The organism is Pseudomonas sp. PDM01 (assembly GCF_014852325.1).
Lineage (GTDB): Bacteria > Pseudomonadota > Gammaproteobacteria > Pseudomonadales > Pseudomonadaceae > Aquipseudomonas > Aquipseudomonas migulae.
On sequence record NZ_JACVBK010000012.1, the window covers coordinates 90,493 to 116,421 of the forward strand.

Sequence of the window (25,929 nt, forward strand, 5' to 3'; positions counted from 1 at the left end):
GTTGTCCCGGACCCTGTAGGAGCCGGCTTGCTGGCGATGGCATTTTCAAAATCACCACCTGCCTCAAGGGCCAATCACCAGCAAGCTGGCTCCTACAGAACCTCGACTCGGGCGTTGCGGCGAATTACTTGCGGCGGTTGGCCGAAGGCTCTGAGGAAGGCTTCACGCATGCGCCGGCGGTCGCTAAAACCGGTTTCGGTGGCGATCTGATCGAGGGTCAACCGACCGCGTTCCAGCATCTGCCGAGCCGCTTCCAGGCGCAGGTTTTCGATGGCTTTGGCTGGCGACTGCCCGGTTTCGGCGCGAAACGCCCGGCTGAACTGGCGCGGGCTGAGGCTCGCCACGTCCGCCAGGTGTTCCACCGACAACGCTTCGGCGAGGTGTTCGCGGGCATAACCGAGCACGGTCTGGATGCGGTCGGATTTCGGCTCCAGTTCCAGCAGCGCCGAGTGCTGGGACTGGCCGCCCGCGCGCCGGTGGTACATCACCAGTTTCTGCGCCACGGCGCGGGCGAGTTCGGCACCGTGATCCTTTTCAACCATGGCCAGCGCCAGGTCGATACCGGCGGTCATCCCGGCGGACGTCCAGATCGAACCGTCGACCACGTAGATGCGATCCTCTTCCACTTTGATCGACGGAAACCGCACCTGCAGTTCCCGTGCGTACGCCCAGTGCGTGGTCGCCCGCCGTCCTTCCAGCAAACCCGCCTGGGCCAACACAAAGGCGCCGGAACAGATCGACGCCGTGCGTCGTGCGGTCTTGATGCTGCCGCGCAGGTAATTCAATACCCCCTCGGGCGCCTGCTCGAGAATGGCATCGCCGCCGACCACGATCACCGTGTCGAACACCCGTTCACCAAACGCCTCGGTGCCAACGCTCAAACCACCGGAGGCGCGCAGGGTGCGGCCGTCTTCGGACACCACACTCACCGTATAAAGCGTCTCGCCAGCGCTGAAGTTGGCGTATTCGAACACTGGCATCGCCGCCAGCGCCATGGACTGGAAGCCTTCAAACACCACAAACGCTACGGAAGTCATTGCCGGCCCCTCAAAGAGAAATGTCCTGAAAGCGTACTTTAAACGTCATTTGAGACAAGCGTCAGTCAATTTATAACTGTTCACACCCGGCGAACACTTCGCCTCACTGTGAAGGAAACTGAACATGGCTCTCTCGTCCAAAGGCACCGCCCTGATCACAGGCGCTTCTTCCGGCATCGGCGCGGTCTACGCCGACCGTCTCGCCCGTCAGGGGTATGACTTGATTCTGGTCGCCCGCAGCCAGGCCAAACTGAACGCCCTGGCCAATCACCTGAGCAACGAAACCGGGCGCGCCGTGGAAGTGGTCGCCGCCGACCTGAAAAACCGGGCCGATCTGCGCCGGGTTGAAGGCATTCTGCGTAACGACGCCAGCATTACATTGCTGGTCAACAACGCCGGGGTCGGCGCCGTGATGCCGCTGCTGGGCAGCCCGGTGGATGACATGGAAGACATGATCACCCTCAACGTCACCGCGCTGATGCGCCTGGCCTACGCGGTTGTGCCAGGCTTCGTCGCCCGTGGCACCGGAACCGTGATCAACATCTCCTCGATCGTCGCAATTGCGCCGGAAATTCTCAATGGCGTGTACGGCGGGACCAAGGCATTTGTGTTGGGCCTGAGCCAATCGCTGCACCACGAATTGGCGGATAAAGGCATCCGTATTCAGGCCGTGCTGCCCGGCGCCACTGCGACTGACTTCTGGAGCGAGGCCGGCAACCCGGTGGAAAACCTGCCGCAGGAGATCGTGATGTCCGCTGAGGACATGGTCGACGCCGCACTGGCGGGGCTTGCGAGCGGGGAAGTGGTGACCATTCCGGGCCTGCACGATGGCGAGCAGTGGGATCGTTACGAGGCCCAGCGCAAAACCCTGTCGGGCTTGTTCGGCAACTCCACGGCGGCACCGCGTTATCGTTGAAACAGCAAGCTCGGGCCAGGGTGATCTAAGCTTGGATAAGGACCGTGCAACACCGGCTGGTTGAAGAACTCGACCCGTCGGTGTGCGCCCGAGGAACCCAACATGCTTCACATCAGAACACCCCTGATCCTGCACCCGGGTTTGTCGACCCCCACTCGGCGGATCTGGCTCAAGCTGGAAAACCTGCAACCCAGCGGCTCGTTCAAGCTGCGCGGCATGGGGCTGTTGTGCAGCCAGGCAAAGGCCGAGGGCAAGCGCAAGGTGGTCTGTCCTTCCGGTGGCAACGCCGGTTTCGCCACCGCTGTCGCGGCGGCCAGCCTGGGGTTGCAAGCCTGCATCGTGGTGCCACACACCACCCCGGAAAGCACGCGCGCGAGGATTCGTAAAACCGGTGCCGAAGTGATCGTTCACGGCAAGGTCTGGGACGACGCCAATCAGCGGGCGAAGGAGCTTTCAAAAGGGGCAGACACCGAATACGTGCCGGCCTTCGATCATCCGGTATTGTGGGAAGGGCACAGCACGATGATCGATGAGATTCTCGAGGACTGCCCTCAAGTCGACACGCTGGTGACGTCGGTGGGGGGCGGTGGTTTGCTGGCAGGTATTCTTACGGGATTGATTCGGCATGGCCGTATGGATTGCCGCATCATCGCCTGCGAAACCATGGGTGCGGCGTCTTTTTCGGCCGCGATCAAGGCCGGGCATCCGGTCAGGCTTTCGCGCATCGACACCGTTGCCACCTCGCTCGGCGCGGCTCAAGTGGCCGCCTGGCCGGTGCAGCACATCCTCGATTTTCCTCACCAATGCGTGGTGCTCGGCGATGACGAAGCGATCATGGGCGTGGTGCGGTATGCCAACGATTTGCGCCAGCTGGTTGAACCGGCGTGCGGTGTTTCGTTGGCAATCGGCTATCTGGACCACCCGGCAATTGCCGATGCCCATGACGTGGTGATCGTGGTGTGCGGTGGCGTCAGCATCAACGCACAACTCGTTGCCGGGTGGGCGCGTTCATCCGCTGAAAGCGCAAAGTAGCCGGCAAGCGAAGCAGGGCCGTAAACGCCTGGTCAGGTGTCACAAGCCCCACCGCGAATGTTTCAGCCTTCATTGCCCGGCAGCGGCACCGTCCTGGATCAGAATCGCTCTGGCGAGGTCTTCATCGCTGGCGTTCAGTCCGGGATTGTCCTGGCGGATCTGCTGCATGACCGACTCCAGATACACCCCACGAATCGCACCGCCACTGGCCACGAAGCTGGAGGCATCATCCCGGGCGGGGATCATGAGTTTGTCGTCCTTGAACGTCGAGTACAGCGAAGCGGAAACCCCGGCCGAGGTGGCCACATCGCCCGCATCCACATCCGCGAAAGCCGAGCCGAAGGGTACGCACAACACAAGGGAAGAAATGATGATCAGACGGCGCATGACGGTGTCCTCTGAAAGCGTAATGGAAGTACCACATAATTTAGGATGCGCGGCGGCCGTCAGGAGTTCCTTGCCGCATACACAATCACTTCAATGCGCAGGTTTGGATCCGCTCGGCTGTTGGCATCGGCATGGATTGACCTGTTATTTCTGTCAGTAGTCGCCGTTCGCGTCGCATGGTATTCAACCTTTATGAATAACCTTGGCGTGGACACCCACACTCCCGATCTCGCGGTCTTTGACTCGCGACGTCTGGCGGTGCGCGCGGTGGCTTATTGCCGTTCTGCGGTGGGGCAACCGGCGCAGCCGCAGATCACCCGGCAGGTGTTTGATCCATTGGGACGGGAAGTGGCGCGTGTGGATCCGCGATTAGGGGCTGCGGGGCGTGGGCCGAACCGCACCTCTCTTCGCGGGTTGTCCGGCACTGAGTTGTTGAACGTCAGTGTCGATGCTGGCTGGACCCTGTTGCTGCACGGCCCGGCGGGTCAGATTCTGCAACGCTGGGACAGTCGCAGCACCGAGCAACGCGTCTACGATCAACGCTTGCGTCCCATCTCGGTGACCGAGCAACTTGAGGACGAAACACCACGGGTGGTCGAGCGCTTCCAATACGGCGACCCCGGCGGCAACGCTCGTAATCAATGCGGACAGTTGATCCGCCACGACGACCCGAGCACCACCCGGCACATGCCCGACTTCGATCTGCGCGGCCTGCCGCTGCTGGAAACCAGTCATTTTCTGTCATCACTGGATCCAGTGCATTGGCCGCTGGAAATCGACGCCCGCAATGCCTTGCTCGAACCCACACCCGGCTTCGACAGTCGCTGGACCTATGACGCCTTGGGCGAGGTCGCGACGCAAACCGATGCCAAGCTTAACTGCCGACGGTTCAGCCGAACCTGCGCCGGGCAATTACGCGCGGTTTCCTTGCGGCGCCAGGGCGAGGCCGAGGTGACGCTGGTCAGCGAGATCCGCTACAACGCTGGTGGGCTGGTCGAGCAGGAAACGGCGGGCAACGGCGTGATCACCCGTGCCGAGTTCAGCCCGGAAGACGCGCGCCTGCTGCACTTAAGTACCGGGCTGCCCAGTCAACCGCTGCTGCAAAACCTGCATTACACCTACGACCCGGTCGGCAATCCGGTGCGGATCGATGACCAGGCCAAAGCCACCACCCATTTCAAGAACCAGCGAGTCGACCCTGTCAGCACCTGCACCTACGACAGCCTGTACCGGTTGATTTTCGCGACCGGCCGAGAGGTCTACCGCGCCGCCAACGACCCGAACGCGCTGGTCAACTATCGCGAAGAATACGACTACGACGCCGGCGGTAACCCGCTGGAATTGCGGCATCTTGGCGCGCAGCCGTTCACTCGGCGTTGGGCCGTGGATGTGAGTAGCAACCGTCGCGTGAACCAGCACGACGGCGATCCACCGCCGGATTTCACCCGAGAGTTCGACGGCAACGGCAATCAGCTTCACCTGCTGCGCGGGCAAACGCTGCGCTGGGATGCGCGCAACCAGTTAAGTCAGGTGTCCCCGGTCACCCGCGAAGATGGTCCGGACGACCGTGAACTCTATCGCTACGGCGGCGGTGGCAAACGCCTGCGCAAAGTACGCTGCGAACTGACCTCACGCCGCACCTTGATCGCCGAGGTACGCTACCTGCCGGGTGTGGAAATTCACCGCACCGCCGACGGAGCCGAGCGGCATGTGCTGGAGATCGAAGCCGGACGCAACACGGTGCGGCTGCGGCATTGGGTCGGCTCACCGCCCACCGGGGTGGACAACGATTATTTGAGTTACAGCGTCAGCGATCACCTGGGCTCCAGCCAACTGGAGCTGGACGAGCAGGGCGCGGTGATCAGTGACGAAGGCTATCTGCCGTTTGGTGGCCGGGCGTGGTGGGTGGCACATCACGCCGCCAAGGCGTCGTATAAAACCAAGGGTTACTCGGGCAAGGAGCGTGACGCCACCGGGTTGTATTACTACGGTTATCGGTACTACGCGCCTTGGCAACACGGCTGGCTCAACCCGGACCCGGCGGGGGAGGTGGACGGGTTGAATCGGTATGGGTTTGTCGGGAATTCGCCGATGCGCTATTTCGACAGAGATGGGCGAGTAAAAGACGATGACCAATCGTTTGGTCAGACCGCGCAGCTTGAGTTTATTAAGGCCTTGGAAGACTACCCCGATACCCTTGAAGTCTTTGCTGCGCTGGTTGGCGAGGATATGGCGTCAGATCCGGATGATTTGCCAGCCGACGAAATTCATGAACCTCCCCCATCACCACAGCCCGTCATGCCTATGCCACCTGCATCTACGCCTGTGACGGATTTGGCTCCGGTGTCGCCGATACGCGGTACCAGTCAACCAGCGCCAGCCCTGAGTCAGGCCGAATCCCAGCCCTCGACCTCTGCTTTGGGTGATAGGGGGGAGCACGCGCACGGCAAGAAGATGCGGTTTAGCTGTCCGCGTTGCGCCAAAGGATTTGCGGGTAAAAGTAATTTAGATAATCACCTGCGAACCCACACCGGTGAAAAACCGTACAGCTGCGAGTTATGCAACAAATGCTTTGCGCAAAAGGGTAGTTTGAAGGCGCATATGCGCATACATACCGGAGTAAAGCCTTATAAGTGCCTAATTTGTGAGGCAGGTTTTGCGCAATCGTCTCATTTGAAGGCGCACATGCGCACTCATACCGAAGAAAAGCCTTATAAGTGCTCGACTTGTGTCGCAAGTTTTGCCCGGAAAAGTGTTTTTGATATTCACATGCGCACCCATACCGGAGAAAAGCCCTACGTTTGCCCGACTTGCGGCACACGTTTTTCACATCGCAACTGTATGCTTCGCCATCAGCGGAGCATACATAGTGCTGTGATCTAGCCATATCCGAACGAAGGAAGTTTGCTCCAGACTTCCCTCATCACCGCGAAAACCGCCTCCGATACTCCCTCGGCGAACCCCCAAATTGCGCTGAAACGTAAACCGCATCCGCTCCTCATCCCCAACCCGCCCCCCTGGGCAATCTGCTCAATATTGCACTCGGACTCTTCCAGCAACCGCCGGGCCGCTTCCAGCCTCAGCACTTCAATCGTAAGGTTTTCGTGGCTGAGATTCTGGGCGATCCACTCGTGATAATCCGGAACAATTGAATTGCCGAACAAACCTGATTCCCTGGGGTATCCCGACGGCGCACGGTGGTAACGTTAGGTTTTCGAACCGTCGGGAGCATCGTCATGGAATTGGGCATATCGGGTCGCTGGGCGATTGTCTGCGCAGCCAGCAAAGGCTTGGGGCTGGCCTGTGCGCGAGCCTTGGCGAAGGAGGGCGTGAACCTGGTGATCAACGCCCGTGGCGACGAAACGTTGCAAGCTGCCGCCACAGAATTACGTGGCCTGGCGCCGAGCATCGAAGTGCGTACGGTGGCCGGCGACATCAGTGAGCCGGCCGTCCGCGAACAAGTATTGGCGGCCTGCCCGCAGGTGGACATCCTGATCAATAACGCCGGTGGCCCGCCGCCGGGTGACTTCCGCGACTGGCAACGCGAAGACTGGTTGAAGGCGCTGGATGCCAACATGCTGACGCCCATCGAGCTGATCAAGGCCTGTGTCGATGGCATGGCCGAGCGCGGTTTTGGGCGCGTCGTCAATATCACCTCCGGTGCAGTGAAGGCGCCGATCGATGTGCTGGGCCTGTCCAACGGCGCCCGCAGCGGCTTGACCGGTTTTATCGCCGGGCTCGCGCGGCAGTCGCGGCTGGCCGGGCACAACGTCACGATCAATAATCTGTTGCCCGGCCCGTTCGAGACCGAGCGCCTGCACAAAACCCTGAGCGCCGCCGCCGAGGCCAATGGTGCCAGCGTCGAGAGCATCAGCGCACAGCGGCGCAAAAACGTTCCGGCCCAGCGCTTTGGCCAGCCCGATGAGTTCGGCGCCTATTGCGCATTCATCTGCAGCGCCCACGCTGGTTTCCTGACAGGGCAAAATCTGTTGCTGGACGGCGGCAGTTATCCCGGCACGTTTTGATCGTTTAAAAGGAGCGCAGGGCAGGTGAGCGTCGATATCGAATGCGTGGTGGTCGGGGCCGGCGTGGTCGGGCTGGCGGTGGCCAGAGCGTTGGCCCGCAGCGGGCGCGAAGTGATTCTGGTCGAAGCCGGCGAGGGCATTGGTGTGGGCATCAGTTCGCGCAATTCGGAAGTGATCCACGCCGGCATCTATTACCCGAGCGGCAGCCTCAAGGCGCAATTATGCGTGGAGGGCAAACAGCGCCTTTACGCCTTTTGTGATGAGCGTGGCGTCGGTTATCAGCGACTGGGCAAGCTCATCGTCGCCACTGATGATGACCAGCGCGGGGCGTTGCAGAAGTTGTTGGAGCAGGGCGCCCGCAATGGTGTCGATGACTTGCAATGGCTGGACGCCAACCAGGCCCGTGACCTTGAACCGGCGCTGTCCTGCGTCGCCGCGCTCTGGTCGCCCTCTACCGGGATTGTCGATTCCCATGCCCTGATGCTGGCGCTTCAGGCGGACGCCGAGGCCGCCGGGGCGTCGATGGCGTTTCATACGCCATTGATGTCGGCCCGATGCAGCGAACACGGTTTCGAATTGCAGATGGGCGGCGTCCAGCCGATGACCCTGAGCTGCCGCGAGTTGATCAATTGCGCCGGGTTGTCCGCCCCGCAGGTGGCGAGCCGCATTGAGGGCCTGTCGTCGCAGCACGTGCCAACGGCTCGTTTGTGCAAGGGCAGCTATTTCAGTTTCAACGGCCGCGCGCCGTTCCGGCACCTGGTTTATCCGGCACCGGAGAGCGCGGGGCTGGGGGTGCACATGACCCTCGATCTGGGTGGTCAAGCGCGTTTTGGACCGGATGTCGAGTGGGTTGATCACGTCGATTACCGCGTCGATCCGCGCCGTGCCGATGGTTTCTATGAGGCCATCCGGCGTTACTGGCCCGCCTTGCCCGATGACAGCCTGCAACCGGCCTACAGCGGCATCCGCCCGAAAATCACCGGCCCGACAGAGCCCGCCGCCGACTTCATCATCAGCGGCCCCGCCAAGCATGGCATGCCCGGGCTGGTCAATCTGTTCGGCATCGAATCGCCGGGGCTGACCAGTTGCCTGGCACTGGCCGAGCGGGTAACGCAGGCACTGGGCGACCGATGATCAGCGTTTGAGCTGCCACGCCTCACGAGGACTATGCTTTGCAGTGCGCCCATCACAATGGGAGACCTCTGATGATTAACGTACGCACAGCCCGCATGCTGGCCGATTACAAACGCTGGGCCGATCAACGTCTCTTTGACAGCCTGGCCGATTTGCCACCGGGCGAGGTCAACAAAGAACGGGTCTCGGTGTTCAAGAACATGATTGGCACGCTGAACCACATCTACGTAGTGGACTGCATCTGGCAGGCCCACCTCGAAGGCCGGGGGCACGGCTTCAAGACTTCGCACGATCTGCTGCATCCCGATCTCGCCGATCTGCGCATGGCACAAAAAGACATCGATCACTGGTACTGCGACTGGAGCGAACGCCAGACCGACGCCTCGCTGGATAAACCCCTGGAGTTCACGTTCGTCTCGGGCGAAAGCGGCACCATGAGCGCCGGCGCGATGCTGCTGCACGTGGTCAACCACGCCAGTTATCACCGTGGCTGGGTGATCCAGATGTACTTCGACATTCCGGCCATGCCGCCGATGACGGACCTGCCGATCTTCCTGCGCGAAACCGATCCGGATTTCAATTCGCTCAACCCCCCGGCAGTGGCGCCGACATGTGTTGGGCAATTCGCGCGCGCAACCAACGTTCTGCCGGATCGTTATCGTTGACCCCGTTCCAGACCATCGACAGTTCGGACAGGTTGATGTCAAACGGTGGGTCGTCGGCGCGCAACTGGCTGCTGCCTTCGATCAGCGCGCACGCGGCGTAATCCGGCACCGTGGCGAGCATGTCGGTGCCGGCCAGCAAGGCGCGCAGCCCGGCAAACTGCGGCACCGCCAACACCACGCGGCGTGAACGACCGATGCGCGCCAGGTCATTGTCGATAGCCCCGGTCAGATCCCCAGAAAACGACACCAGCGCGTGAGGGCGCTCGCAGTAATCATCCAGCGTCAGGACACCGGGCCGACTGTCGCCGCGCAGGATCTTCACGCTCAGGTCGCGCAGTTTCTTGCGCTTGGCGTTGGCCGGCAATTCGGTGGTGTAGCTGATCCCGACGGAAATCTCACCGCTGGCGAGCATCGACGACATCAGCAGGAAATTCACCCGCCGCACCACCACCACGACGTTCTGCGCCTCTTCGCGGATCTGCTTGAGCAGCGGCGGAAACAGACCGAACTCGGCGTCGTCGGACAGGCCGATGCGGAACACGTCGCGACTGGTGGCCGGGTCGAAATCCTTGGCCCGGCTGACCGCGCCGGAAATGGTGTCCATCGCCGGCTGCAACTCCTTGAGAATCTGCAGCGCGCGCTGGGTCGGCTCCAGCACACGACCGTTGCGCACCAGCAGCGGGTCATCGAACAGATCACGCAACTTGGCCAGTGAAGCGCTGACGGCAGGCTGGCCGAGGAACAGCTTTTCCCCGGCCCGGGTCAGGTTTTTTTCGAACATCAGGGTTTCGAAAATCACCAGCAGGTTCATGTCCACGCGGCGCAGGTCGTTGCGGTTCATGGCGGGGCTACTCGCAGGGGGCGGGGTCTTTCCAGTAAAGCACCAAACCTTGGCCTGCGATGATCCCTATAGGAGCTGGCTTGCCGGCGATGGCGTCCGTGAAATCGCCATCGCCGGCAAGCCGGCTCCTACAGGTTTGGTGTGAACCTCCATACCTGAACATCCCGCGATTCTGTAGGAGCCAGGCTTGCCGGCGAAGGGGTCTGTGAAATCGCTATCGTCGGAACGCCGCCCGCAGCAAGGCGGCTCCTACAGGTTTGGTGTGAACCCCCATACCTGAACATCCCGCGATTCTGTAGGAGCCAGGCTTGCCGGCGAAGGCGTTCGTGAAATCGCCATCGCCGGCAAGCCTGGCTCCTACATGGGTCGCGTTTGGCAGACGGGTATCCTGATCATCCCGCCTTGCTTATGGCTCAGTCAGCACCTTCCTGAACGTCTCCACCAACGGCCGCAAATTCACCCGATGCCACGCTGCCCACAGCGGCGTGGTAAATGAAATCCACGGCACCTCCCGCAGCACCACACCGGGCGGCGCATTGCGGCTCAAGCCTTTCTGAATCATCGCAATCCCCAACCCTGACGCCACCAGCCCCAGCGCGGTGAACGGCTCTGTCGCCTCCATGCGGATGTCCGGGGTGAAACCGGCGCGGATGCAGGCGCTGACGAAGTCGTCGCGGCTCGCGCAGTTCTGGCGGTGTTGCACGCCGATCCATTCCTGATCGGCCAGATCTGCCGGGGTCAGTTCCGCTTGCAAGGCCAGCGGATGATGCTCGGGCAGCGCCAGCAGCATCGGGTCGTCCAGCACCTGAAAACCCAGCAGGTCCGGATCGTCGGCGACGGGCGGTTCGCTGACCAGTGCGATATCGAGACTACGCTGACGCAGGCCTTCGAGTTGTTCGGCGGAGCTGAGGTTGTACAGCGCGACGTGCACGTTCGGCCGGTCGACCCGCAGCACGCGCAGGGCATTGGGCAAGACGCCGGCGTGCATGGCGTTCTCGATGTAGCCGATGCACAGGCCGCCTTCTTCACCGCGACCCAGGCGTTTGCCGAGGGATTCCAGGCGATTGGCGTGGGTCAGCAGGGCGCGGGTTTCGGCGAGAAAGGTCTGGCCGTCGCGGGTCAGGCGGATGCGTTGCTGGCTGCGCTCGAACAGGGTCAGGCCCAGGCGTTCCTCAAGCTGGGCAATCTGCCGGCTCAGGGGCGATTGGGAAATGTGCAGGCGTTCGGCGGCGCGACCGACGTGTTCTTCTTCGGCGACGGCGACGAAGTAGCGCAATTGGCGGATGTCGATCATGTCAGACCTATAGGGACTCAAGTGCTGCGCATTATGTCTTGGACGGTCCGATCATCGCAATCTAGGATTGGCTCAACGGTAAAGCAAACACCGCTCTTTGTAGGAGCCGGCTTGCCGGCGAAAAGCGTCTAGGCGACGCGTTCATTCAGACCGCCCGCGTTATCGTTGACATCCATCGCCAGCAAGCCGGCTCCTACAGGTTTACGAGACATTCGAGAGGACTTTTTTCATGAGTTTGAAAGACAAACTGCCCGGCACCCTGGGTTTCGGTACCGCCCCATTGGGCAACATGTTCCGCGCCATCCCTGAAGAAGAAGCGCTGGCGACCGTGCACGCGGCCTGGGATGCCGGCGTGCGCTACTTCGATACCGCACCGTTTTACGGTTCGGGCCTGTCGGAAATTCGCTTGGGCGCCGCGCTGTCCCAATACAACCGCGACGATTATGTGCTGAGCAGCAAGGTCGGGCGGGTGATTCTGGATGAAGTCGAAGACGCAGCCGCCCGTGATCTGGGTGAGAAGAGCGGCGTGTTCGAGCACGGCCGCCCGAACAAGATCGTCAACGATTACAGCGCCGACGCGACGATGCGTTCCATCGAAGACAGCCTCAAGCGTCTGCAAACCGATCGTCTGGACATCGTTTGGGTCCACGACATCGCGCAGGACTTCTACGGTGATCAATGGCTGGAATACTTCAACCAGGCCCGCACCGGCGCGTTCAAAGTGTTGACCCGTTTGCGCGAAGAAGGCGTGATCAAAGGATGGGGGTTGGGCGTGAACAAGGTCGAGCCGTGTGAGCTGACCCTCGACCTGACCGAAGCCCAGCCGGACGGTTTTCTGCTGGCGGGCCGCTACACGCTGCTTGATCACGACCGTGCCCTGCAACGCCTGATGGATGCCGCGCTGGCGCAGAATGTCGAGATCGTGGTCGGTGGTCCCTACAGCTCGGGGATTCTGGCCGGCGGTGCGCATTTCGAATACCAGAAGGCCAGCCCGGCGATCATCCATAAAGTCGAGCAGATCAAACGTATCGCAGCGGCTCATGGCGTCGACATCAAGGCCGCTGCGTTGCAGTTCTCCCTCGCTAACCCGGCCGTTGCTGCCGTGATACCAGGTTCCAGCCGTCCGGGCCGGATTGCTGAAGATGTGGCTGCGTTGTCAGCCGCCATTCCCGCTGCATTCTGGCAAGCCATGCGCGACGCGAAACTGGTGTCCGAACGCGCTCCATTACCCCTCGCAGGAGTTTGAGCATGAAGATCGATCTGACTGGAAAACTCGCCATCGTCAGCGGCAGCACCGCCGGCATTGGCCTGGGCATCAGCAAGGCACTGGCCGAGTCCGGTGCGACGGTGGTGGTGATCGGCCGCGAGACGGCCAAGGTCGAGCAGGCGCTGGCGAGCATCCGCCAGAGCGTGCCGGGCGCGCAACTGCGTGGCCTGACCGCGGACCTCGGCACCGCCGAAGGTGCTGAGCAGTTGTTCGTCGCCGAGCCGCGAGCGGACATTCTGGTGAACAACCTCGGGATCTTCAACGAGGTGGATTTCTTCGACACGCCGGACATCGAGTGGACGCGGTTCTATGAGGTCAACGTGATCTCCGGTGTGCGCCTGTCGCGGCATTACGTGCCGGACATGGTCAAGCAGGGCTGGGGGCGGGTGATTTTCCTGTCCTCGGAATCCGGGATTGCGATCCCGGCGGACATGCTCAACTACGGCGTAACCAAAAGCGCCAACCTCGCGGTGTCTCATGGCCTGGCCAAACGGCTGGCGGGCACGGGCGTGACGGTGAATGCGATCCTGCCAGGCCCGACGTTGACCGATGGTCTGGAGCAGATGCTCAAGGATGCCACGGCCGAATCGGGGCGCAGTGTGCGCGAAGAAGCCGATGCGTTCGTGCGCAAGGCCCGGCCGACGTCGATCATCCAGCGCGTGGCAGACGTCGAGGAAGTCGCCAACCTGGTGGCTTACATCGCTTCACCGCTGTCATCGGCCACGACCGGTGCCGCCCTTCGAGTCGACGGCGGTGTCGTCGACAGCCTGGCGATCTGAATTTTTTTATTGAGGAGAGAGGACTGCATGGCAACTGCATCAGCGTTTATCGACATCCCGGCTTCGGCCGACAAGGTTTGGCAATTGATCGGTGGCTTCAACTCGCTGCCGGACTGGCTGCCGTTCATTCCCAAAAGCGAACTGAGCGAAGGCGGGCGTGTGCGCAGTCTGCAAACCGCCGATGGCGCGGTAGTGGTGGAACGGCTTGAGTCGTTTGATAACGCCGGGAAGACGTATAGCTACTCGATTTTGCAGGCACCGTTTCCGGCGACTGATTACCTGGCGACGATCCGCGTTGAAGCGCAGGGCGAGGGCGCCCGGGTGACCTGGTCGGGGCGGTTTGCACCGGTCGGTGTGACCGAGGAAGAAGTGGCGGCGTTGTTTGCCGGAATTTACCAGGGTGGCCTGGAAGCCCTGCGGGCCAACTACCCCGTGTAAACCCGATCCCCTGTAGGAGCCAGGCTTGCCGGCGAAGGCGTCCGCAAAATCGCCATCGCCGGCAAGCCGGCTCCTACAGGTTTTGTGTTAACCCAATATCCCGAACATCTCCCCAATTCTGTAGGAGCCAGGCTTGCTGGCGATGGCGTCCGTGAAATCGCCATCGCCAGCAAGCCGGCTCCTACAGGGGGGGCTGTGTCAAGTCTGGGCAATCAGGCTCTGTCGGCAATCGAGCACCAACCGTGCGCCGCCCGATTCGCTGTCACCCACTTCGAGCGTAAACCCATGCAGGTTGACAATCGCCGCGACGATCGACAAGCCCAGCCCGAAGCCGCTTTGCTGATTGCCGCCCTCGGCGCGATAGAAGCGCTGAAACACCGCCTCGCGCTCGGCCAGCGCAATGCCGGGGCCGGAGTCAAGCACTTCGATCCGCGTATGCCCACCTTCGTTGATCCCGCGCAAAATCACCTCGCCCCCCGGCGGCGTGAATTTGATCGAGTTGCTCAACAGGTTGGCCACCGCCTCGAACAGCAACGCCCGGTCGCCGTTCAATGGCGGCAGAGTGTCAGGCAATTGCAGCTTGAACGTCAGTTCGCCTTCTTCCGCCAACGGCAGATAAAAGTCGTGCAGCTCCTGCAACAACGGCACCGGATCCAGCTGCACAAAACCGGAACGCCGCTGGCGATCCTCCAGCTCGGAGATCCGCAGCAACCCGCGAAAACGCGCCATCAGCGTATCCGCTTCGGCGAGCACCGAATCGAGTTGTGTCGCTTCTGCCGACCCTTCGCCAGCCTGTTGCTGCATGCGGTACAACTGCGCCCGCAAGCGGGTCAGCGGCGTGCGCAAGTCGTGGGCGATGTTGTCGCACACGCCCTTGACCTCGTTCATCAAACGCTCGATGCGTTCGAGCATGGCATTGACGATGGCGGCGAGCATGTCCAGTTCGTCGCGGCGATTGGACAGCGGCAAACGTCGGGTCAGGTCACCGGCAACAATCGCTTCGGCGCTGGCCTGAATCCCACGAATGCGTCGCAACGGTCGACGGCGCAACAGGTGCCATCCGACGATGCCCGGCAAAATGGTCAGGGTCACGCCCCAGAACAACGCGTGCAGAATGATGCGGGTCACGGCGAACAGCGAACCGTTGTCGCGTACCAGAATCAGCCAGCGACCGTCCCGTGTCTGGGTCGCCACGGCGTCGCAGCTGTCGGCGGGCAGCGTCGGGTCATCGGAGTCGGCGCAGTCGCTGAGCATGTGGATCTTGCCGTCCAGCGGCAAACCTTTAGGAATGTGGCGCAGGGCACCGTTGAGGTAGCGATGCTCGGCATCGAACAGGCCGTAGGCATCGATGCCGCGAATATCGAAGGTCATGCTGACGGCGAGGGCGTCCAGCAGTTGCTCGCCGGAAAAGCGTGAAAACAAATGCTGACGTTGCATCAGCGAGTGCTTGGCCAGGTTGTCCAGGTAGGCGGACACCTCGTAATACATGACCCCCATGAGAATCCCGCTCCAGAGCACGAACAGCGAACTGTAGAGCGCCAGCAACCGGCTGCTGGAAGAGCGCCAGCCTTTAGAGGGGTTCGGCAATGACATAACCCGAGCCTCGCACGGTCCGAATCAGTGGGACATTGCCGGGCGGGTCGATCTTCTTGCGCAGGCGGCCGATGTGCACGTCGATCAGGTTGGTGCCGGGGTCGAAGTGATAACCCCAGACCTCTTCGAAAATCATCATCCGCGACAGAATCTGCCCGGTATTGCGCATCAGGAATTCCAGCAACTTGTACTCGGTGGGCAACAGCGTCAGCAACTGGCCGTCGCGGCTGGCTTCGTGGCTGATCAGGTTCAGTTCCAGGTCCGCGACCCGCAGCGTGGTGGCCTGGGCGGTCACGGTGTTTTGCCGGCGCAGCAGCACTTCGACGCGGGCGGCCATTTCATCGGTGGCAAACGGTTTGGTCAGGTAATCGTCACCGCCGGCACGCAAACCGCGCACGCGTTCATCGACATCGGAGAGGGCGCTGATCATCAGGATCGGCGTCGCCACGCCCATGGTCCGCAGCGTCGTGACGATCGCCAGGCCATCGAGCTCGGGCAACATGCGGTCGAGGGTGATCAAGTCATAGTTGCCGTTGACCGCGCGCTCCAGACCTTCACGGCCATTGTCGACCCAATCCACGTCGAGGCCGTGGCTGCTGAGTTCGGCGACGATCTCCCGGGCGGTCACGGCGTCGTCTTCGATGGTCAAGATGCGGGTCATAGGGCGGACCTGATAGTCAGTTCAAGGCAAGTGTGTGGGCATTCTGCCAAGAAATGCCGGCGACTTTTTAAATTAACTTTCATGTGGCTCATGGAGCGGCCCGGAACATTGATATCATCTGGCCATAACCTTGAAAGGGAGTTCGACTGTGCGCACTTTGATTCGCCGTGGCGGGATGTCGATTGTTGTGTTGTTGCTGTGTGTCATCAGCGGGAGTGCCTTGGCGGGAAACACTCCGTGTTCGGGGAAGAAGGGCGGTATCGATCGTTGTGATGGCGACCTGTTCCTGTGTAATGACGGCTCTATCAGCGCCTCGAAGAAAAGCTGCTCGGCACTTTATGGCGGTTCAAGCCAGGCTCGCCCGCAAACCTTATTGCAGAGCTCCGATGGCTGCACTTGCGGCTCAGGTTCGTTTTGCACCGGCCCACGAGGCGGGGTGTATTGCCTGACACCCAGCGGTAATAAGAGCTACAAACGCAAGTAGCTCATCTGCAATGCATAAAAAATCGCGAGCAGGCTCGCTCCTACAGTAAACCGCGTTCTCCTGCTGTCAGGTGCAACACTATTCAATCGGTGTACTCACAAACGCCTCAAGCCCCTCGGCATAGTCGGTAAACGCACTGATCAGCGGAAACTGCCAGGCATCCACCTGATCCGGCACCACCAGACGGGTAAAGCTCCAGGCCACCGCCAATGTAATCCCGTCCTGATCAATCGAACCGTCAGTCTTCAACGGTCGCAGTTCCAGCTCCCGTTCCAGTGCCGAATACGCGGCCGCCAATTGCCCCTCGACCCGTTCCACCCACGGTTCGAACTGAATTTCCGCGGGCCGCAGGTTGCGTTCGTAATAAAGCTGCACCGACTTCTCGCAGGCTGCCAACGCCAGGCCGATCAAGCGTAACGAGCGCAGGCGTTGGTTCAGGTCCTCTGGCATCAGGCTGTTACCCGGTCCGGCGAGTGCCTCCAGGTAATCGATGATCAACGTCGAGTCGATCAACACCTCGCCGTCATCCAGCACCAACGTCGGCGCCTTGACCACCGGGTTGATCTGCTGGAACTGCTCGAAGTGCCGAAACACCGAAACCGACTGATGATCGAGGTCGATGCCCAGGCGTTTGGCGGAAATGGCAACGCGTCGCACGTAGGGCGAATCCAGCATGCCGATCAGCTTCATTGAACCTCTCCTCAAGATTTGCCATTTCGGGAGGACAACCTTAGCTGAGGTTCATTGCCCTGCAAATGCGCTCGATAAACACAGCCGTTGAGGCCATTTGTCTTCTATATACAGCCGCTCGGTTGAATTTCTTGCTATAAACGCACTCCGATAACCACCGTAAAGGCTGACATAGAGCACTTTCGGGGCTTTGTCGGACAAATTCGCTGTCTTTTCAGTTGCTGAGGCCTCAAGTCGGCCTTAGACTGCCGCCCCTCGTAAATTGAGTGCCGGGTGGCGCTTGGAATAAACGGCGCCTTTCCGATGACCAGACCAGGTCCGCCGGAACGCTCCCTAATTCGCCTTAATGCACGTTTTTTTATAGAGATATCAATGACAAAGGACAAGTTGCTGGCCATGCCGGCGGATGACTACATGAATGCCGAGCAACATGCTTTTTTCTCTGAGCTGTTGCAGAACATGAAAGTCGAAACCCATGAGCGCATCGAACAGAACCGCATCGCCATCGAAAGCCTGGACACCCCGGCCGATCCGGCTGACGCAGCTTCTGTCGAAGAAGAGCGCACCTGGCTGGTGAACGCGATCGATCGCGACCAGCGCATGCTGCCTCAGTTGGAACAGGCGCTGGAGCGCATCAAGGAAGACAGCTTCGGCTGGTGCGACGACAGCGGCGAGGCCATTGGCCTGAAGCGTCTGCTGATCAGTCCAACCACCAAGTACTGCATCGAAGCGCAAGAGCGTCACGAACAGATCGACAAGCACCAGCGTCAGGCCTGATTTCGTAGCGCCCCGCATCGCGGGCAAGCCTCACTCCTGAAGGAGTAAGGCTTGCCCGCGATGCTTTTTTTCGTCTGCGAAAAACCTCGCGCACTTCTATTGATCTGCTGCAACGACCACTACTAATGGACCATGGATAATGGCCCTCTAGTGGCGTTTAATGCAGTCACAACAATTAGAAGACGCATGGGGTGACGAAGATGACGAGAGACGGATCTCTGGTTGGGGCATTGCCTGCACCAGTGTTTGCACCGAAGACCCGCTGGCTGACGCCGACGCTGCAAAGCATCGCCCTGATGCTCTTGCTGTGCGGCATGACGCTGGGTGGCTGGCCGCTTTACGTTGGCTTGCCGTTGGCCGTCCTGATTATCTGGCTACCTCGGCTACGTTCTCGTGCCATTCCCTTAGAACCATCTGCCGACAACTCCGGCGCCATCGCCGAACTGACTCGCGATCTTTCCTACACCACCAGTCATAACGCCTTGTCGGCCGCCGGCGTGGCCTTTTCGGTCAAGCAACTGGCCGACAAACTGCAATCGCAACTCGGTGCCGCGGCACAGATTGTCAGCAATGCCGAAGTGATGATCGCCACCGAACAAGCCACCTCGACACTCAGTCGAACGGCCCTCAGTGCCGCCAGCGAAGCGCATCAGAGCAGCGCGGCAGGGCGCACGGAGCTGGTCGAATCCATCACCCGCATGCATCAACTCAGTCAGCGCGCGAGCAACAGTCGTGAGCTGATCGAAGCCCTGAGCCTGCGCAGCGACGATATACAGCGGGTCACGCTGGTGATCCAGTCCATTGCCAGCCAGACCAATCTGCTGGCATTGAACGCGGCCATCGAAGCGGCCCGAGCCGGGGAGCACGGTCGCGGGTTCGCAGTCGTCGCCGACGAGGTTCGCGGCCTGGCCGCGCGCACAGCGACGGCGACCGGCGAAGTCGGCGAGATGGTTGCCGATATCCAGCAACGCACCGCGCAAGTGGTGGAGCAGATCCGGCAGCTGTCCAGCGACCTCGACATCGGTGTCCATCAGGTCGAGCACACTGGCCAGCACCTGGAAAACATTGCCCGCCTGGCGGCAGGCGTCGAAAGTCAGGTCGGCGAAATCGCCAAGGGTGCCGACACCAACCGCGAACAACTCGACAGCCTGTTTCACGCCATCGAACAGATGCGCAGCGATCTGGCGATCAGCGATCAACAGACTCAGCGTCTGGCGCAAGCCGCGGTGCAAATGGAAGGTCAGGCCGAAACCATCAGCGAGCGTCTGGCCGAGGTCGGACTGGATGACTATCACCAGCGGATTTATGACCTGGCCCGCGAAGGCGCGCATCAGATTACGGCACGCTTCGAGGCGGATATCGACCAGGGGCTTGTCAGTCTCGATGACTTGTTCGACCGCAGTTATCAGGCCATTCCTGACACCAGTCCGGCCAAGTACCAGACCCGTTTCGACCGCTACACCGATAAGGTTTTGCCGGCGATTCAGGAACCGTTGCTGCCGCGCCATGAAGGCCTGGTGTTTGCCATCGCCTGCACACAGCAAGGTTATGTGCCGACCCATAACAAGGTTTTCAGTCAGCCACTGACTGGTGATGCGCAGGTCGATACGCTGCAAAACCGCACCAAACGCAAATTTGCCGACCGCACCGGGATTCGTTGTGGCAGCCATCAACAGGCTGTTTTGTTGCAAACCTATACGCGGGACACGGGGGAGTTGATGCACGATCTTTCGGTGCCGATCATGCTCAAGGGACGGCATTGGGGTGGTTTGCGGTTGGGGTATAAGCCGCAGGGTGCTCGTTGATAGGCATTGTATTAGGGGGCGTGTGTATATCCGTTTCTGTGGTAATGGCGGCTATTGGTTTCGCCCTTACGGCGAGTCACTTTGGAAAAGCCCCAAAGTAACCAAAGGGCTCTTGCCCCTTTCGTTCGGTGCCTCGCCTAGGCTCGGCATGCCCTCGCTCCGGTCCTGCTCCGTGGGCCCGCCGCGATCGGCCATCCTTGGCCGTGCGCGGCTAACCCGGCATCCATGCCGGGTTGCCCACTGCGCAGAACCTGCGCTCGGCCTCTCGAGGGGGCGACTACCGCCACAGCCGCCGAGGCGGCCTGAAAGCCGACCTGGCTCATTTGCGTACGCGTTCTGCTTCACTGCTGCGTTCACTCATTCCGGACATGTACACCGATCCCCTGTAGGAGCCGGCTTGCTGGCGATGGCGTCCGTCCAGCCAATACAAACGTCGACTGACCCACCGCTATCGTCGGAACGCCGCCCGCAGCAAGCCGGCTCCTACAAGGGATTGTATTTCTCCAGACACCTATGCATTTCCCCTGTAGGAGCCAGCTTGCTGGCGATGGACGTCAACGATAACGCGTACTGTCTGAATGAACGCGTTGCCCAGACGTTTTTCGCCGGCAAGCCGGCTCCTACAGGGAATCGCGTTTGCTTTTGATTTTCACCACTCATCAGGCCGAGCGTTAGCTCGCCTTCCGCTTTTGATCTGAGCGCCCCCTCGAGAGGCCGAGCGCAGGTTCTGCGCAGTGGGCAACCCGGCATGGATGCCGGGTTAGCCGCCCCCGGCCATGGATGGCCGATGGCGGCGGGCCCACGGAGCAGGACCGGAGCGAGGGCATGCCGAGCCACAGCGAGGCACCGAACGAAAGGGGCAAGAGCCCTTGGTTACTTGGGGCTTTTCCAAGTGACTCGCCGTAAGGGCGAAACCAATAGCCGCCGTTACCGCAGCAACGGATATACACCCCAACCCCCAACATTATTGCGATTCCAGCAATTAATCTATGCAACACAGTCGCTGTTTCCTCACACATGAACTCATTACCATACCTTCATAGTTAGGTTGCTAATGAAGTCAAAGAGGTCAGCATGCAAAGCAAAGTCGATGTCGCCGTCATGATCGGCAGCGGTGTGCCCGCCAGTTTGCGAGCGCAGGGGCAGAGCGTCTGCTGGGTCGTGCTGCTGAACGGCGAACGCCGGGGGACGGCATTCTCCCGTCGCGATGAAGCGGAGGAGTGCAAGGCTGCCTGGTTGGCCCAATTAAGCGCCGAAGCCCCCGACAGCCTGCATTGACTAGTGAACCTGATGCATACGCAGATTCAGGTCATCAACCACCCGTGACCAATCAGCGTCCTCACGCAATTGTTCTTTCAGGAAACCGGCCTGCTGCGGCGTCCAGAACTCGGCATCTATGAGCTTTTTATCATCGGGCATAGGCGAATGCCTGGCGATGAAGTCGTCGATGGCCTTCTCGCTGGAGTCCAGGCCGAGTTGGTCGAACAAGCCTTTCAAGTCGTGTGTAGGTGAATCCATCTGCATCTCCTTGAGGTCATTCAGTCGCATCGAGTGTGGAATCGGCAATGCAGTGTCATTGCATCTGAGGGAGCCGCGCACTAAGAGTTCGATAGGGGTTTAGCAGCTTTCTCCGGAATCGCCACAATGATGGCAATGGGCTATTGTCTGTCGGGGCCTCAACGATTACGATGCTGTCGCGTTTTTGGCGTCACAGAGCCGCCATTCAAAGAGTTCGAACAAGGATGTAGGCGACACTCGCTCCCCCAGGATTTCCGCCTTTCAGTGCTGAATTGCCCATCCCTTGCGCGATTTTCTTTCGAGTCGACGCGTCCCCGATCCCGTATGAAAAGGATGTAAGCAGTGAAGCGTCTTGTTTATCTGATGGCCATCGCGCTTGGCCTGTCGCTGACTGGTTGTGTGTCGTTCACACCGCTGGGCCCCATTGGCGAACCCTTGAACCCCGCGCCATCCACCCTTGATCGTAGTGCCGAGATCAGCGACGTCGTGATTTCCGCCCCCGATCTGGACGACAAGGTGCGTGTCGCCGGCAGCCAACAGTTGACCGAGCAGATCAGCGTCTATGTCGACAAAAGCGATTACTTCAAGCGAATCGTGGCGTTCCCGGCCAAGGCCGGTGAGGACGACGTGGTGCTCAAGTTCAACCTGACCTCGCTGGCAGGCAAACGCACCATGCACCCGGCTTACCTTCCAGGTGCGCTGTTGACCTTGACCCTCTGGATCTGGGTCGACGGTCCGATTTACGTCGACAAATACGACCTCGCGGGTGAACTGATCATCGAAGACCGTCAGGGCAAGCAACTGGCCAGGTCGGTCGAGAAGGTGAAGCTCGACAAGAATGTCGGCATGTGGAATGCCGATTATCTCAATCCCCGCCTGGGCGGTACTCAGCTGCGCGAATTGATCGCTCAATTGCTGGCCGGTGCCACCCCTCAACTGCGTACAGTGTCAAAGGAATTGGCTGCACATGAATAAGTACCTTTTGGTTTTGCTGTTGATGGCCAGCAGCGCCCTGACGGGCTGCATTTCCTACTCCCAGCACAACTTGCCACCGGTGGATCAGTGGCCACCGGCCCAGGCCCGGCAAGACAAGCCCAGTGCTTATCTGCACGTGACCATTCAGCAGAAGTTCAACGGCGAACTGTCGGGCGCCGGGGACAATGCGGCGCTGGTGGAAAAGAACATGCTGGAAACCTTCAAGGAATCCGGACAGTTCAAAAGCGTGACCACGGACAAAGTTGACTCGAACTTGTACGTCACGAGTACGTTGACCAACAACGAACAAGGCAATATCGCCAGTGCCTGGCTGACGGGATTCACGTTTTTTGTGATCCCGACTACGTACAGCAATACCTTCACGCTGGAAACGGTGTTCAAGGATCAGGAAGGCAACGTGCTGGGCAAAATCGTCAAGCAGGAGAGCACTCGCACCTGGTTGCAGATTCTGCTGATTGTCGGGGCGCCGTTCAATGAACGAGGGGACGTGTTGCTCAAGCACTTGACCCAAAGCACATTGGATGAAGCGGTCAAGCGCAAGCTGATCTGATCGATTGTCGATATGACGGCGTGCAACCTGTGCAAGGTTGGCACGCCGCTGACACCTCTCGGGCCGAGGTGCCGACCTTGTCGGCGAGGCCCGTTCTGGCCTGATACAGCGCGCTGGCGGTCATGAAAATCGCGCTGTCCAGCGCCGGCTCCCGGACTTGTCCACCCCCATTTCAGGCTTTCAATGCCCCATCATCGACCGCAAGCTTCAGTGCCTTGGCGGCTTCCTTTGCGGCGATTTCGGCGACGTCCGAGGTTTTGAACCAACGATCCTTCTCGACCTGGTGATACGACACCGTGGTCAGCGGCGGTTTGGCGCGCATGACAATGACCGCCTGGAATTCGCCTTCGACTTCTCTGGCTTCGCCCCGGATAAAAAATTCACCGATATCAAATTCCGTCACGTAGCAGCCTTCCCCTGGAAATATCCTGTTGTGTTGAACGCCGTCCGACTTGGGAACGGGTTTCATTGGTTCGGCAGTATGGCAGTAGTTGCCTGCCGACGGCTGAGTTAAGTCGTCGGCATGACGAAACGTCTATAAGAAGGGACTGAGCGTAGCGCTTAGCGATGTAATTCGAGCTGGCGGGCGAGCGCGCATGCTTCGTTGTGGTCGCTGCGGAAACCCCTGACATGGCCAGTGGAAATTTCTTTGATGTGGAAAAACGCATTACCGGCCAGAACAACCTGAAAACGCGGTGTGGCAAGCGTTTCAGGGTCAAGTTCAGGGTGTTGAAACCCCGCCGCGTAGAGCGTCGACGGGTTGCTTGAGTAAGGCGCGAGGGGACGGGTGAAGTGTGTCAGGGTGCACATATGAAGTCCTTTTCGTTATTTTGCCGACGTGTGTACATCGTTTTGGGTAGTCTCGAAGAGCATCGCTGCTCTAGAATCACCGTCACTGGTGGGCGATTGATGGTTATCTAAAGCAATTTTTTGCCGGCGATATGTCGGAAAAGTGCTTTTTTTAAAGAGTTTTTTCCCTAAGGTTGGTAATCCGTTTTTTCTGGCAGTCAGAAGGGCTTTTTCCTTCAACCTCTGACGAACTCCAGGCAAGACGACGCGAGTGACTTTCCATTAGTCTTCTTACGCCTCGCGATGAATGAGCCCTCTGCTCGTTTCAGGATTTCAACACGGGTCATTTGGCGACACCTTCGGCATTGCCGCTTTTTTCTGCTGTGCGCTGTTTGCAGGCGTGCGGCATCATTTTCAGATGTGGGGATGTTTCCTTGGCAGTAAGTAATCTCGATATGCATGCTTTGTTCGTGCTGGGTGATTTGCGCGCAAAGCTGGTCAAGCAGTTCCAGTCACGTTTTGTTTACATCACCGAACAGAACGCCGAAGGCATTTACATTGCCGAGATCGACACCGAATCAGCACTGGTGGTGGACGACAAGCCAGGCCTGAAACTTAAAGTCGGCGATCATTTCAGCGCTTCGGTTTTGCCCAGTCGCGAAGGCGGCAAGCTGGACATCAAGTTCCGTGAAATCAAACTGACGGTGTATGGCTTGGGCGATTACGCGTTCGTGACCACCGCCGACGGTCACGGGATCGTGTTCAAGGAAGGTCACAGCGTGGTGATGGTATTCGCCGCCCACCAACAATTGCAGGAAGGCCTGACCAAAACCCTGAAAGCCGTGACGGCCAAGGCCGCCAAGTGGCGCAAGGGTGAACTGGTAACCTTCAAGGCCAGCGAGTAATGCCCCTGACCCGCGCCGATTTTCACATACAGAACCAGGCCAGCGCCCAGGTGGAGGCCCAGCGACTGTTCGAACAGAAGGCCATCCTGCAAGGGGCCTGGCTGGGGTGGGTGGCGTCGCAGATCTACACGTTACGCCCGGCGGAATACGCCAGCATGGTCAGAAGAGAGCTGGCGCGCTTGCAGGAAATTTCCGAAAAATAATCCTCGCCCCTCGAAAGCAGGAACCTCTACTACAGTCAGTTGACTGAGTATTTTGAGGCTCGCGGTCTTTATCAGGCCATCCTGCTATTGCTGTGAACAGCACGAGGTGCAAAAGCATGAACGGATTTCGACGGTTGCTGGCCACTGTTCTGGTCGCTTTCGGTCTGGGTTCACCCATTCCCGTATTCGCCGCCCAGGCGCCGATCCACTTCGCCGACCTGAACTGGGAAAGCGGCAGTCTGATCACCGATATCCTGCGGATCATTGTCGAGAAGGGCTACGGGCTGCAGACCGATACCTTGCCGGGAACGACCATCACCCTGGAAACCGCCCTGGCCAACAATGACATTCAGGTCATTGGCGAAGAATGGGCCGGTCGCAGCCCGGTCTGGGTCAAGGCTGAAGCCGAAGGCAAAGTCGCGAGTCTTGGCGATACGGTGAAGGGCGCCACCGAAGGCTGGTGGGTGCCCGAATACGTGATCAAGGGCGATCCGGCCAAGGGGATCAAACCGCTGGCCCCCGGCTTGCGCAGTGTCAGTGACCTGCCGAAATACAAGGACGTGTTCAGTGACCCGGAAAGCCCGGGCAAGGGGCGCTTCCTCAACAGCCCGATCGGCTGGACCTCGGAGGTGGTCAACAAGCAGAAGCTCACGGCCTATGGCTTGAACGACAGCTATGTGAACTTTCGCAGCGGCTCCGGGGCGGCGCTGGATGCGGAAATCAGTTCGTCGATCCGTCGTGGCAAGCCGGTCCTGTTCTATTACTGGTCGCCTACGCCCTTGCTCGGGCGCTTCAAACTGGTTCAGCTGGAAGAACCGCCGTTCGATGCCGAAGCCTGGAAAACCCTGACCGACGCCGACAACCCCAATCCGAAACCGACGCGCTCACTGCCCTCGAAGCTGTCGATTGGGGTGTCCACACCGTTCCAGAAACAATATCCGCAGATTGCCGAGTTCTTCAGCAAGGTCGATTTCCCCATCGGCCCGTTGAACAAGGCGCTGGCTGATATGAGCGAGAAACACACTCCACCGCGCCAGGCGGCGGAGGCGTTCATGAAGGCGCACCCGGATGTGTGGCAGGCGTGGCTGCCGAAGGACGTGGCGGATAAAGTCTCCGCCGATTTGAAATGATGGGTGCCGCTGA

28 protein-coding genes and 1 pseudogene are annotated in these 25,929 nt (G+C 60.0%); 18 read left to right on the forward strand and 11 right to left on the reverse strand.

What is annotated here, in order from left to right; all coding sequences use genetic code 11:
- Nucleotides 1-92 precede the first annotated feature (92 nt).
- Nucleotides 93-1,037, reverse strand: coding sequence for a GlxA family transcriptional regulator (locus IB246_RS26160; RefSeq protein ID WP_008043502.1), 945 nt, complete (start codon nt 1,035-1,037; stop codon nt 93-95).
- Between the two features lie 124 nt (nt 1,038-1,161).
- Between IB246_RS26160 and IB246_RS26165 the strand changes: the two genes are divergently transcribed.
- Nucleotides 1,162-1,953: an SDR family NAD(P)-dependent oxidoreductase gene (locus IB246_RS26165; protein ID WP_008043505.1), complete on the forward strand. Its 792-nt coding sequence runs from the start codon at nt 1,162-1,164 to the stop codon at nt 1,951-1,953.
- Between the two features lie 102 nt (nt 1,954-2,055).
- A complete protein-coding gene (locus IB246_RS26170) occupies nt 2,056-2,985 on the forward strand; it encodes a pyridoxal-phosphate dependent enzyme (protein ID WP_008034623.1) in 930 nt (309 codons plus the stop codon).
- Between the two features lie 69 nt (nt 2,986-3,054).
- On the opposite strand, the gene IB246_RS26175 is transcribed toward IB246_RS26170, so the two are convergent.
- Nucleotides 3,055-3,372, reverse strand: a complete 318-nt coding sequence (locus IB246_RS26175) for a DUF2388 domain-containing protein (protein ID WP_008043507.1) — start codon at nt 3,370-3,372, stop codon at nt 3,055-3,057.
- A 45-nt stretch (nt 3,373-3,417) separates the two neighbouring features.
- Between IB246_RS26175 and IB246_RS26180 the strand changes: the two genes are divergently transcribed.
- Nucleotides 3,418-6,255 (forward strand): C2H2-type zinc finger protein, encoded by a 2,838-nt coding sequence (locus IB246_RS26180; protein ID WP_225609148.1) that lies wholly within the window; start codon nt 3,418-3,420, stop codon nt 6,253-6,255.
- Nucleotides 6,256-6,295: 40 nt separating this feature from the next.
- Here IB246_RS26180 and IB246_RS26185 read toward each other — a convergent pair.
- Nucleotides 6,296-6,506: pseudogene (locus IB246_RS26185) on the reverse strand (helix-turn-helix domain-containing protein); the annotation flags it as partial.
- A gap of 102 nt (nt 6,507-6,608) precedes the next feature.
- Here IB246_RS26185 and IB246_RS26190 point away from each other — a divergent pair.
- From IB246_RS26190 to IB246_RS26200, 3 genes are all read left to right on the forward strand, one after another.
- On the forward strand, nt 6,609-7,397 hold the full coding sequence (locus IB246_RS26190; protein WP_008043517.1) for an SDR family oxidoreductase: 789 nt from the start codon (nt 6,609-6,611) through the stop codon (nt 7,395-7,397).
- Nucleotides 7,398-7,421: 24 nt separating this feature from the next.
- Nucleotides 7,422-8,531, forward strand: a complete 1,110-nt coding sequence (locus tag IB246_RS26195) for an NAD(P)/FAD-dependent oxidoreductase (RefSeq protein ID WP_008043528.1) — start codon at nt 7,422-7,424, stop codon at nt 8,529-8,531.
- A 71-nt stretch (nt 8,532-8,602) separates the two neighbouring features.
- A complete protein-coding gene (locus IB246_RS26200; RefSeq protein ID WP_008043531.1) occupies nt 8,603-9,196 on the forward strand; it encodes a DinB family protein in 594 nt (197 codons plus the stop codon).
- On the opposite strand, the gene IB246_RS26205 is transcribed toward IB246_RS26200, so the two are convergent.
- Nucleotides 9,117-10,037 carry a LysR substrate-binding domain-containing protein gene (locus tag IB246_RS26205; RefSeq protein ID WP_008043533.1) on the reverse strand — a complete coding sequence of 307 codons (921 nt, stop codon included), beginning with the start codon at nt 10,035-10,037 and terminating at the stop codon, nt 9,117-9,119. The two genes, IB246_RS26200 and IB246_RS26205, sit on opposite strands and share 80 nt — an antisense overlap.
- Nucleotides 10,038-10,443: 406 nt before the next feature.
- A complete protein-coding gene (locus tag IB246_RS26210) occupies nt 10,444-11,331 on the reverse strand; it encodes a LysR substrate-binding domain-containing protein (protein WP_008043535.1) in 888 nt (295 codons plus the stop codon).
- Nucleotides 11,332-11,560: 229 nt separating this feature from the next.
- Between IB246_RS26210 and IB246_RS26215 the strand changes: the two genes are divergently transcribed.
- The 3 genes from IB246_RS26215 to IB246_RS26225 are packed head-to-tail and all read left to right on the forward strand — an operon-like array spanning nt 11,561 to nt 13,815.
- Entirely contained in the window at nt 11,561-12,577 is a 1,017-nt protein-coding gene (locus IB246_RS26215; RefSeq protein WP_008043536.1) for an aldo/keto reductase, read from the forward strand.
- 2 nt (nt 12,578-12,579) lie between these two features.
- Nucleotides 12,580-13,377 carry an SDR family NAD(P)-dependent oxidoreductase gene (locus IB246_RS26220; RefSeq protein ID WP_008043537.1) on the forward strand — a complete coding sequence of 266 codons (798 nt, stop codon included), beginning with the start codon at nt 12,580-12,582 and terminating at the stop codon, nt 13,375-13,377.
- A 27-nt stretch (nt 13,378-13,404) separates the two neighbouring features.
- Complete coding sequence (locus IB246_RS26225) at nt 13,405-13,815, forward strand: SRPBCC family protein (protein WP_008027266.1); 411 nt, start codon at nt 13,405-13,407, stop codon at nt 13,813-13,815.
- A 198-nt stretch (nt 13,816-14,013) separates the two neighbouring features.
- On the opposite strand, the gene IB246_RS26230 is transcribed toward IB246_RS26225, so the two are convergent.
- Both IB246_RS26230 and IB246_RS26235 read right to left on the reverse strand, forming a co-directional pair.
- Entirely contained in the window at nt 14,014-15,408 is a 1,395-nt protein-coding gene (locus tag IB246_RS26230; protein ID WP_008043538.1) for a sensor histidine kinase, read from the reverse strand.
- Nucleotides 15,386-16,069, reverse strand: a complete 684-nt coding sequence (locus tag IB246_RS26235; protein ID WP_008028105.1) for a response regulator transcription factor — start codon at nt 16,067-16,069, stop codon at nt 15,386-15,388. The genes IB246_RS26230 and IB246_RS26235 overlap by 23 nt, the downstream gene beginning before the upstream one ends.
- A gap of 175 nt (nt 16,070-16,244) precedes the next feature.
- Between IB246_RS26235 and IB246_RS28785 the strand changes: the two genes are divergently transcribed.
- Nucleotides 16,245-16,553 (forward strand): hypothetical protein, encoded by a 309-nt coding sequence (locus tag IB246_RS28785; protein ID WP_223436898.1) that lies wholly within the window; start codon nt 16,245-16,247, stop codon nt 16,551-16,553.
- Nucleotides 16,554-16,631: 78 nt separating this feature from the next.
- Here the strand turns inward: IB246_RS28785 and IB246_RS26240 are convergent, their stop codons facing one another.
- Nucleotides 16,632-17,243, reverse strand: coding sequence for a glutathione S-transferase (locus tag IB246_RS26240; protein WP_008043540.1), 612 nt, complete (start codon nt 17,241-17,243; stop codon nt 16,632-16,634).
- Nucleotides 17,244-17,615: 372 nt separating this feature from the next.
- Here IB246_RS26240 and IB246_RS26245 point away from each other — a divergent pair, with 372 nt between their 5' ends.
- The 3 genes from IB246_RS26245 (at nt 17,616) to IB246_RS26255 (ending at nt 21,103) form a co-directional block, all read left to right on the forward strand.
- Nucleotides 17,616-18,020 carry a TraR/DksA family transcriptional regulator gene (locus IB246_RS26245; RefSeq protein ID WP_007907888.1) on the forward strand — a complete coding sequence of 135 codons (405 nt, stop codon included), beginning with the start codon at nt 17,616-17,618 and terminating at the stop codon, nt 18,018-18,020.
- Nucleotides 18,021-18,601: 581 nt separating this feature from the next.
- On the forward strand, nt 18,602-19,825 hold the full coding sequence (locus IB246_RS26250; RefSeq protein WP_412548152.1) for a methyl-accepting chemotaxis protein: 1,224 nt from the start codon (nt 18,602-18,604) through the stop codon (nt 19,823-19,825).
- A 1,074-nt stretch (nt 19,826-20,899) separates the two neighbouring features.
- A complete protein-coding gene (locus IB246_RS26255) occupies nt 20,900-21,103 on the forward strand; it encodes a hypothetical protein (RefSeq protein ID WP_008035852.1) in 204 nt (67 codons plus the stop codon).
- Here IB246_RS26255 and IB246_RS26260 read toward each other — a convergent pair whose 3' ends face one another.
- Nucleotides 21,104-21,343: a DUF2789 domain-containing protein gene (locus IB246_RS26260; RefSeq protein ID WP_008044094.1), complete on the reverse strand. Its 240-nt coding sequence runs from the start codon at nt 21,341-21,343 to the stop codon at nt 21,104-21,106.
- A gap of 342 nt (nt 21,344-21,685) precedes the next feature.
- Between IB246_RS26260 and IB246_RS26265 the strand changes: the two genes are divergently transcribed.
- Both IB246_RS26265 and IB246_RS26270 read left to right on the forward strand, forming a co-directional pair.
- Nucleotides 21,686-22,318, forward strand: a complete 633-nt coding sequence (locus IB246_RS26265; RefSeq protein ID WP_008044093.1) for a hypothetical protein — start codon at nt 21,686-21,688, stop codon at nt 22,316-22,318.
- Nucleotides 22,311-22,889 (forward strand): hypothetical protein, encoded by a 579-nt coding sequence (locus tag IB246_RS26270; protein WP_008044092.1) that lies wholly within the window; start codon nt 22,311-22,313, stop codon nt 22,887-22,889. Before IB246_RS26265 ends, IB246_RS26270 begins: the two co-directional genes overlap by 8 nt.
- Nucleotides 22,890-23,061: 172 nt before the next feature.
- On the opposite strand, the gene IB246_RS26275 is transcribed toward IB246_RS26270, so the two are convergent.
- On the reverse strand, nt 23,062-23,292 hold the full coding sequence (locus IB246_RS26275) for a hypothetical protein (protein WP_008044090.1): 231 nt from the start codon (nt 23,290-23,292) through the stop codon (nt 23,062-23,064).
- Between the two features lie 158 nt (nt 23,293-23,450).
- A complete protein-coding gene (locus tag IB246_RS26280; protein WP_008044086.1) occupies nt 23,451-23,699 on the reverse strand; it encodes a hypothetical protein in 249 nt (82 codons plus the stop codon).
- Nucleotides 23,700-24,112: 413 nt separating this feature from the next.
- Here IB246_RS26280 and IB246_RS26285 point away from each other — a divergent pair, with 413 nt between their 5' ends.
- The 3 genes from IB246_RS26285 (at nt 24,113) to IB246_RS26295 (ending at nt 25,916) form a co-directional block, all read left to right on the forward strand.
- Nucleotides 24,113-24,583: a hypothetical protein gene (locus IB246_RS26285; protein WP_008035847.1), complete on the forward strand. Its 471-nt coding sequence runs from the start codon at nt 24,113-24,115 to the stop codon at nt 24,581-24,583.
- Complete coding sequence (locus tag IB246_RS26290; RefSeq protein ID WP_008035846.1) at nt 24,583-24,786, forward strand: hypothetical protein; 204 nt, start codon at nt 24,583-24,585, stop codon at nt 24,784-24,786. The genes IB246_RS26285 and IB246_RS26290 overlap by 1 nt, the downstream gene beginning before the upstream one ends.
- A gap of 116 nt (nt 24,787-24,902) precedes the next feature.
- The gene (locus tag IB246_RS26295) at nt 24,903-25,916 is read left to right on the forward strand and encodes an ABC transporter substrate-binding protein (protein ID WP_008044085.1); all 1,014 of its coding nucleotides are present in this window, start codon (nt 24,903-24,905) and stop codon (nt 25,914-25,916) included.
- Nucleotides 25,917-25,929: the final 13 nt, after the last annotated feature.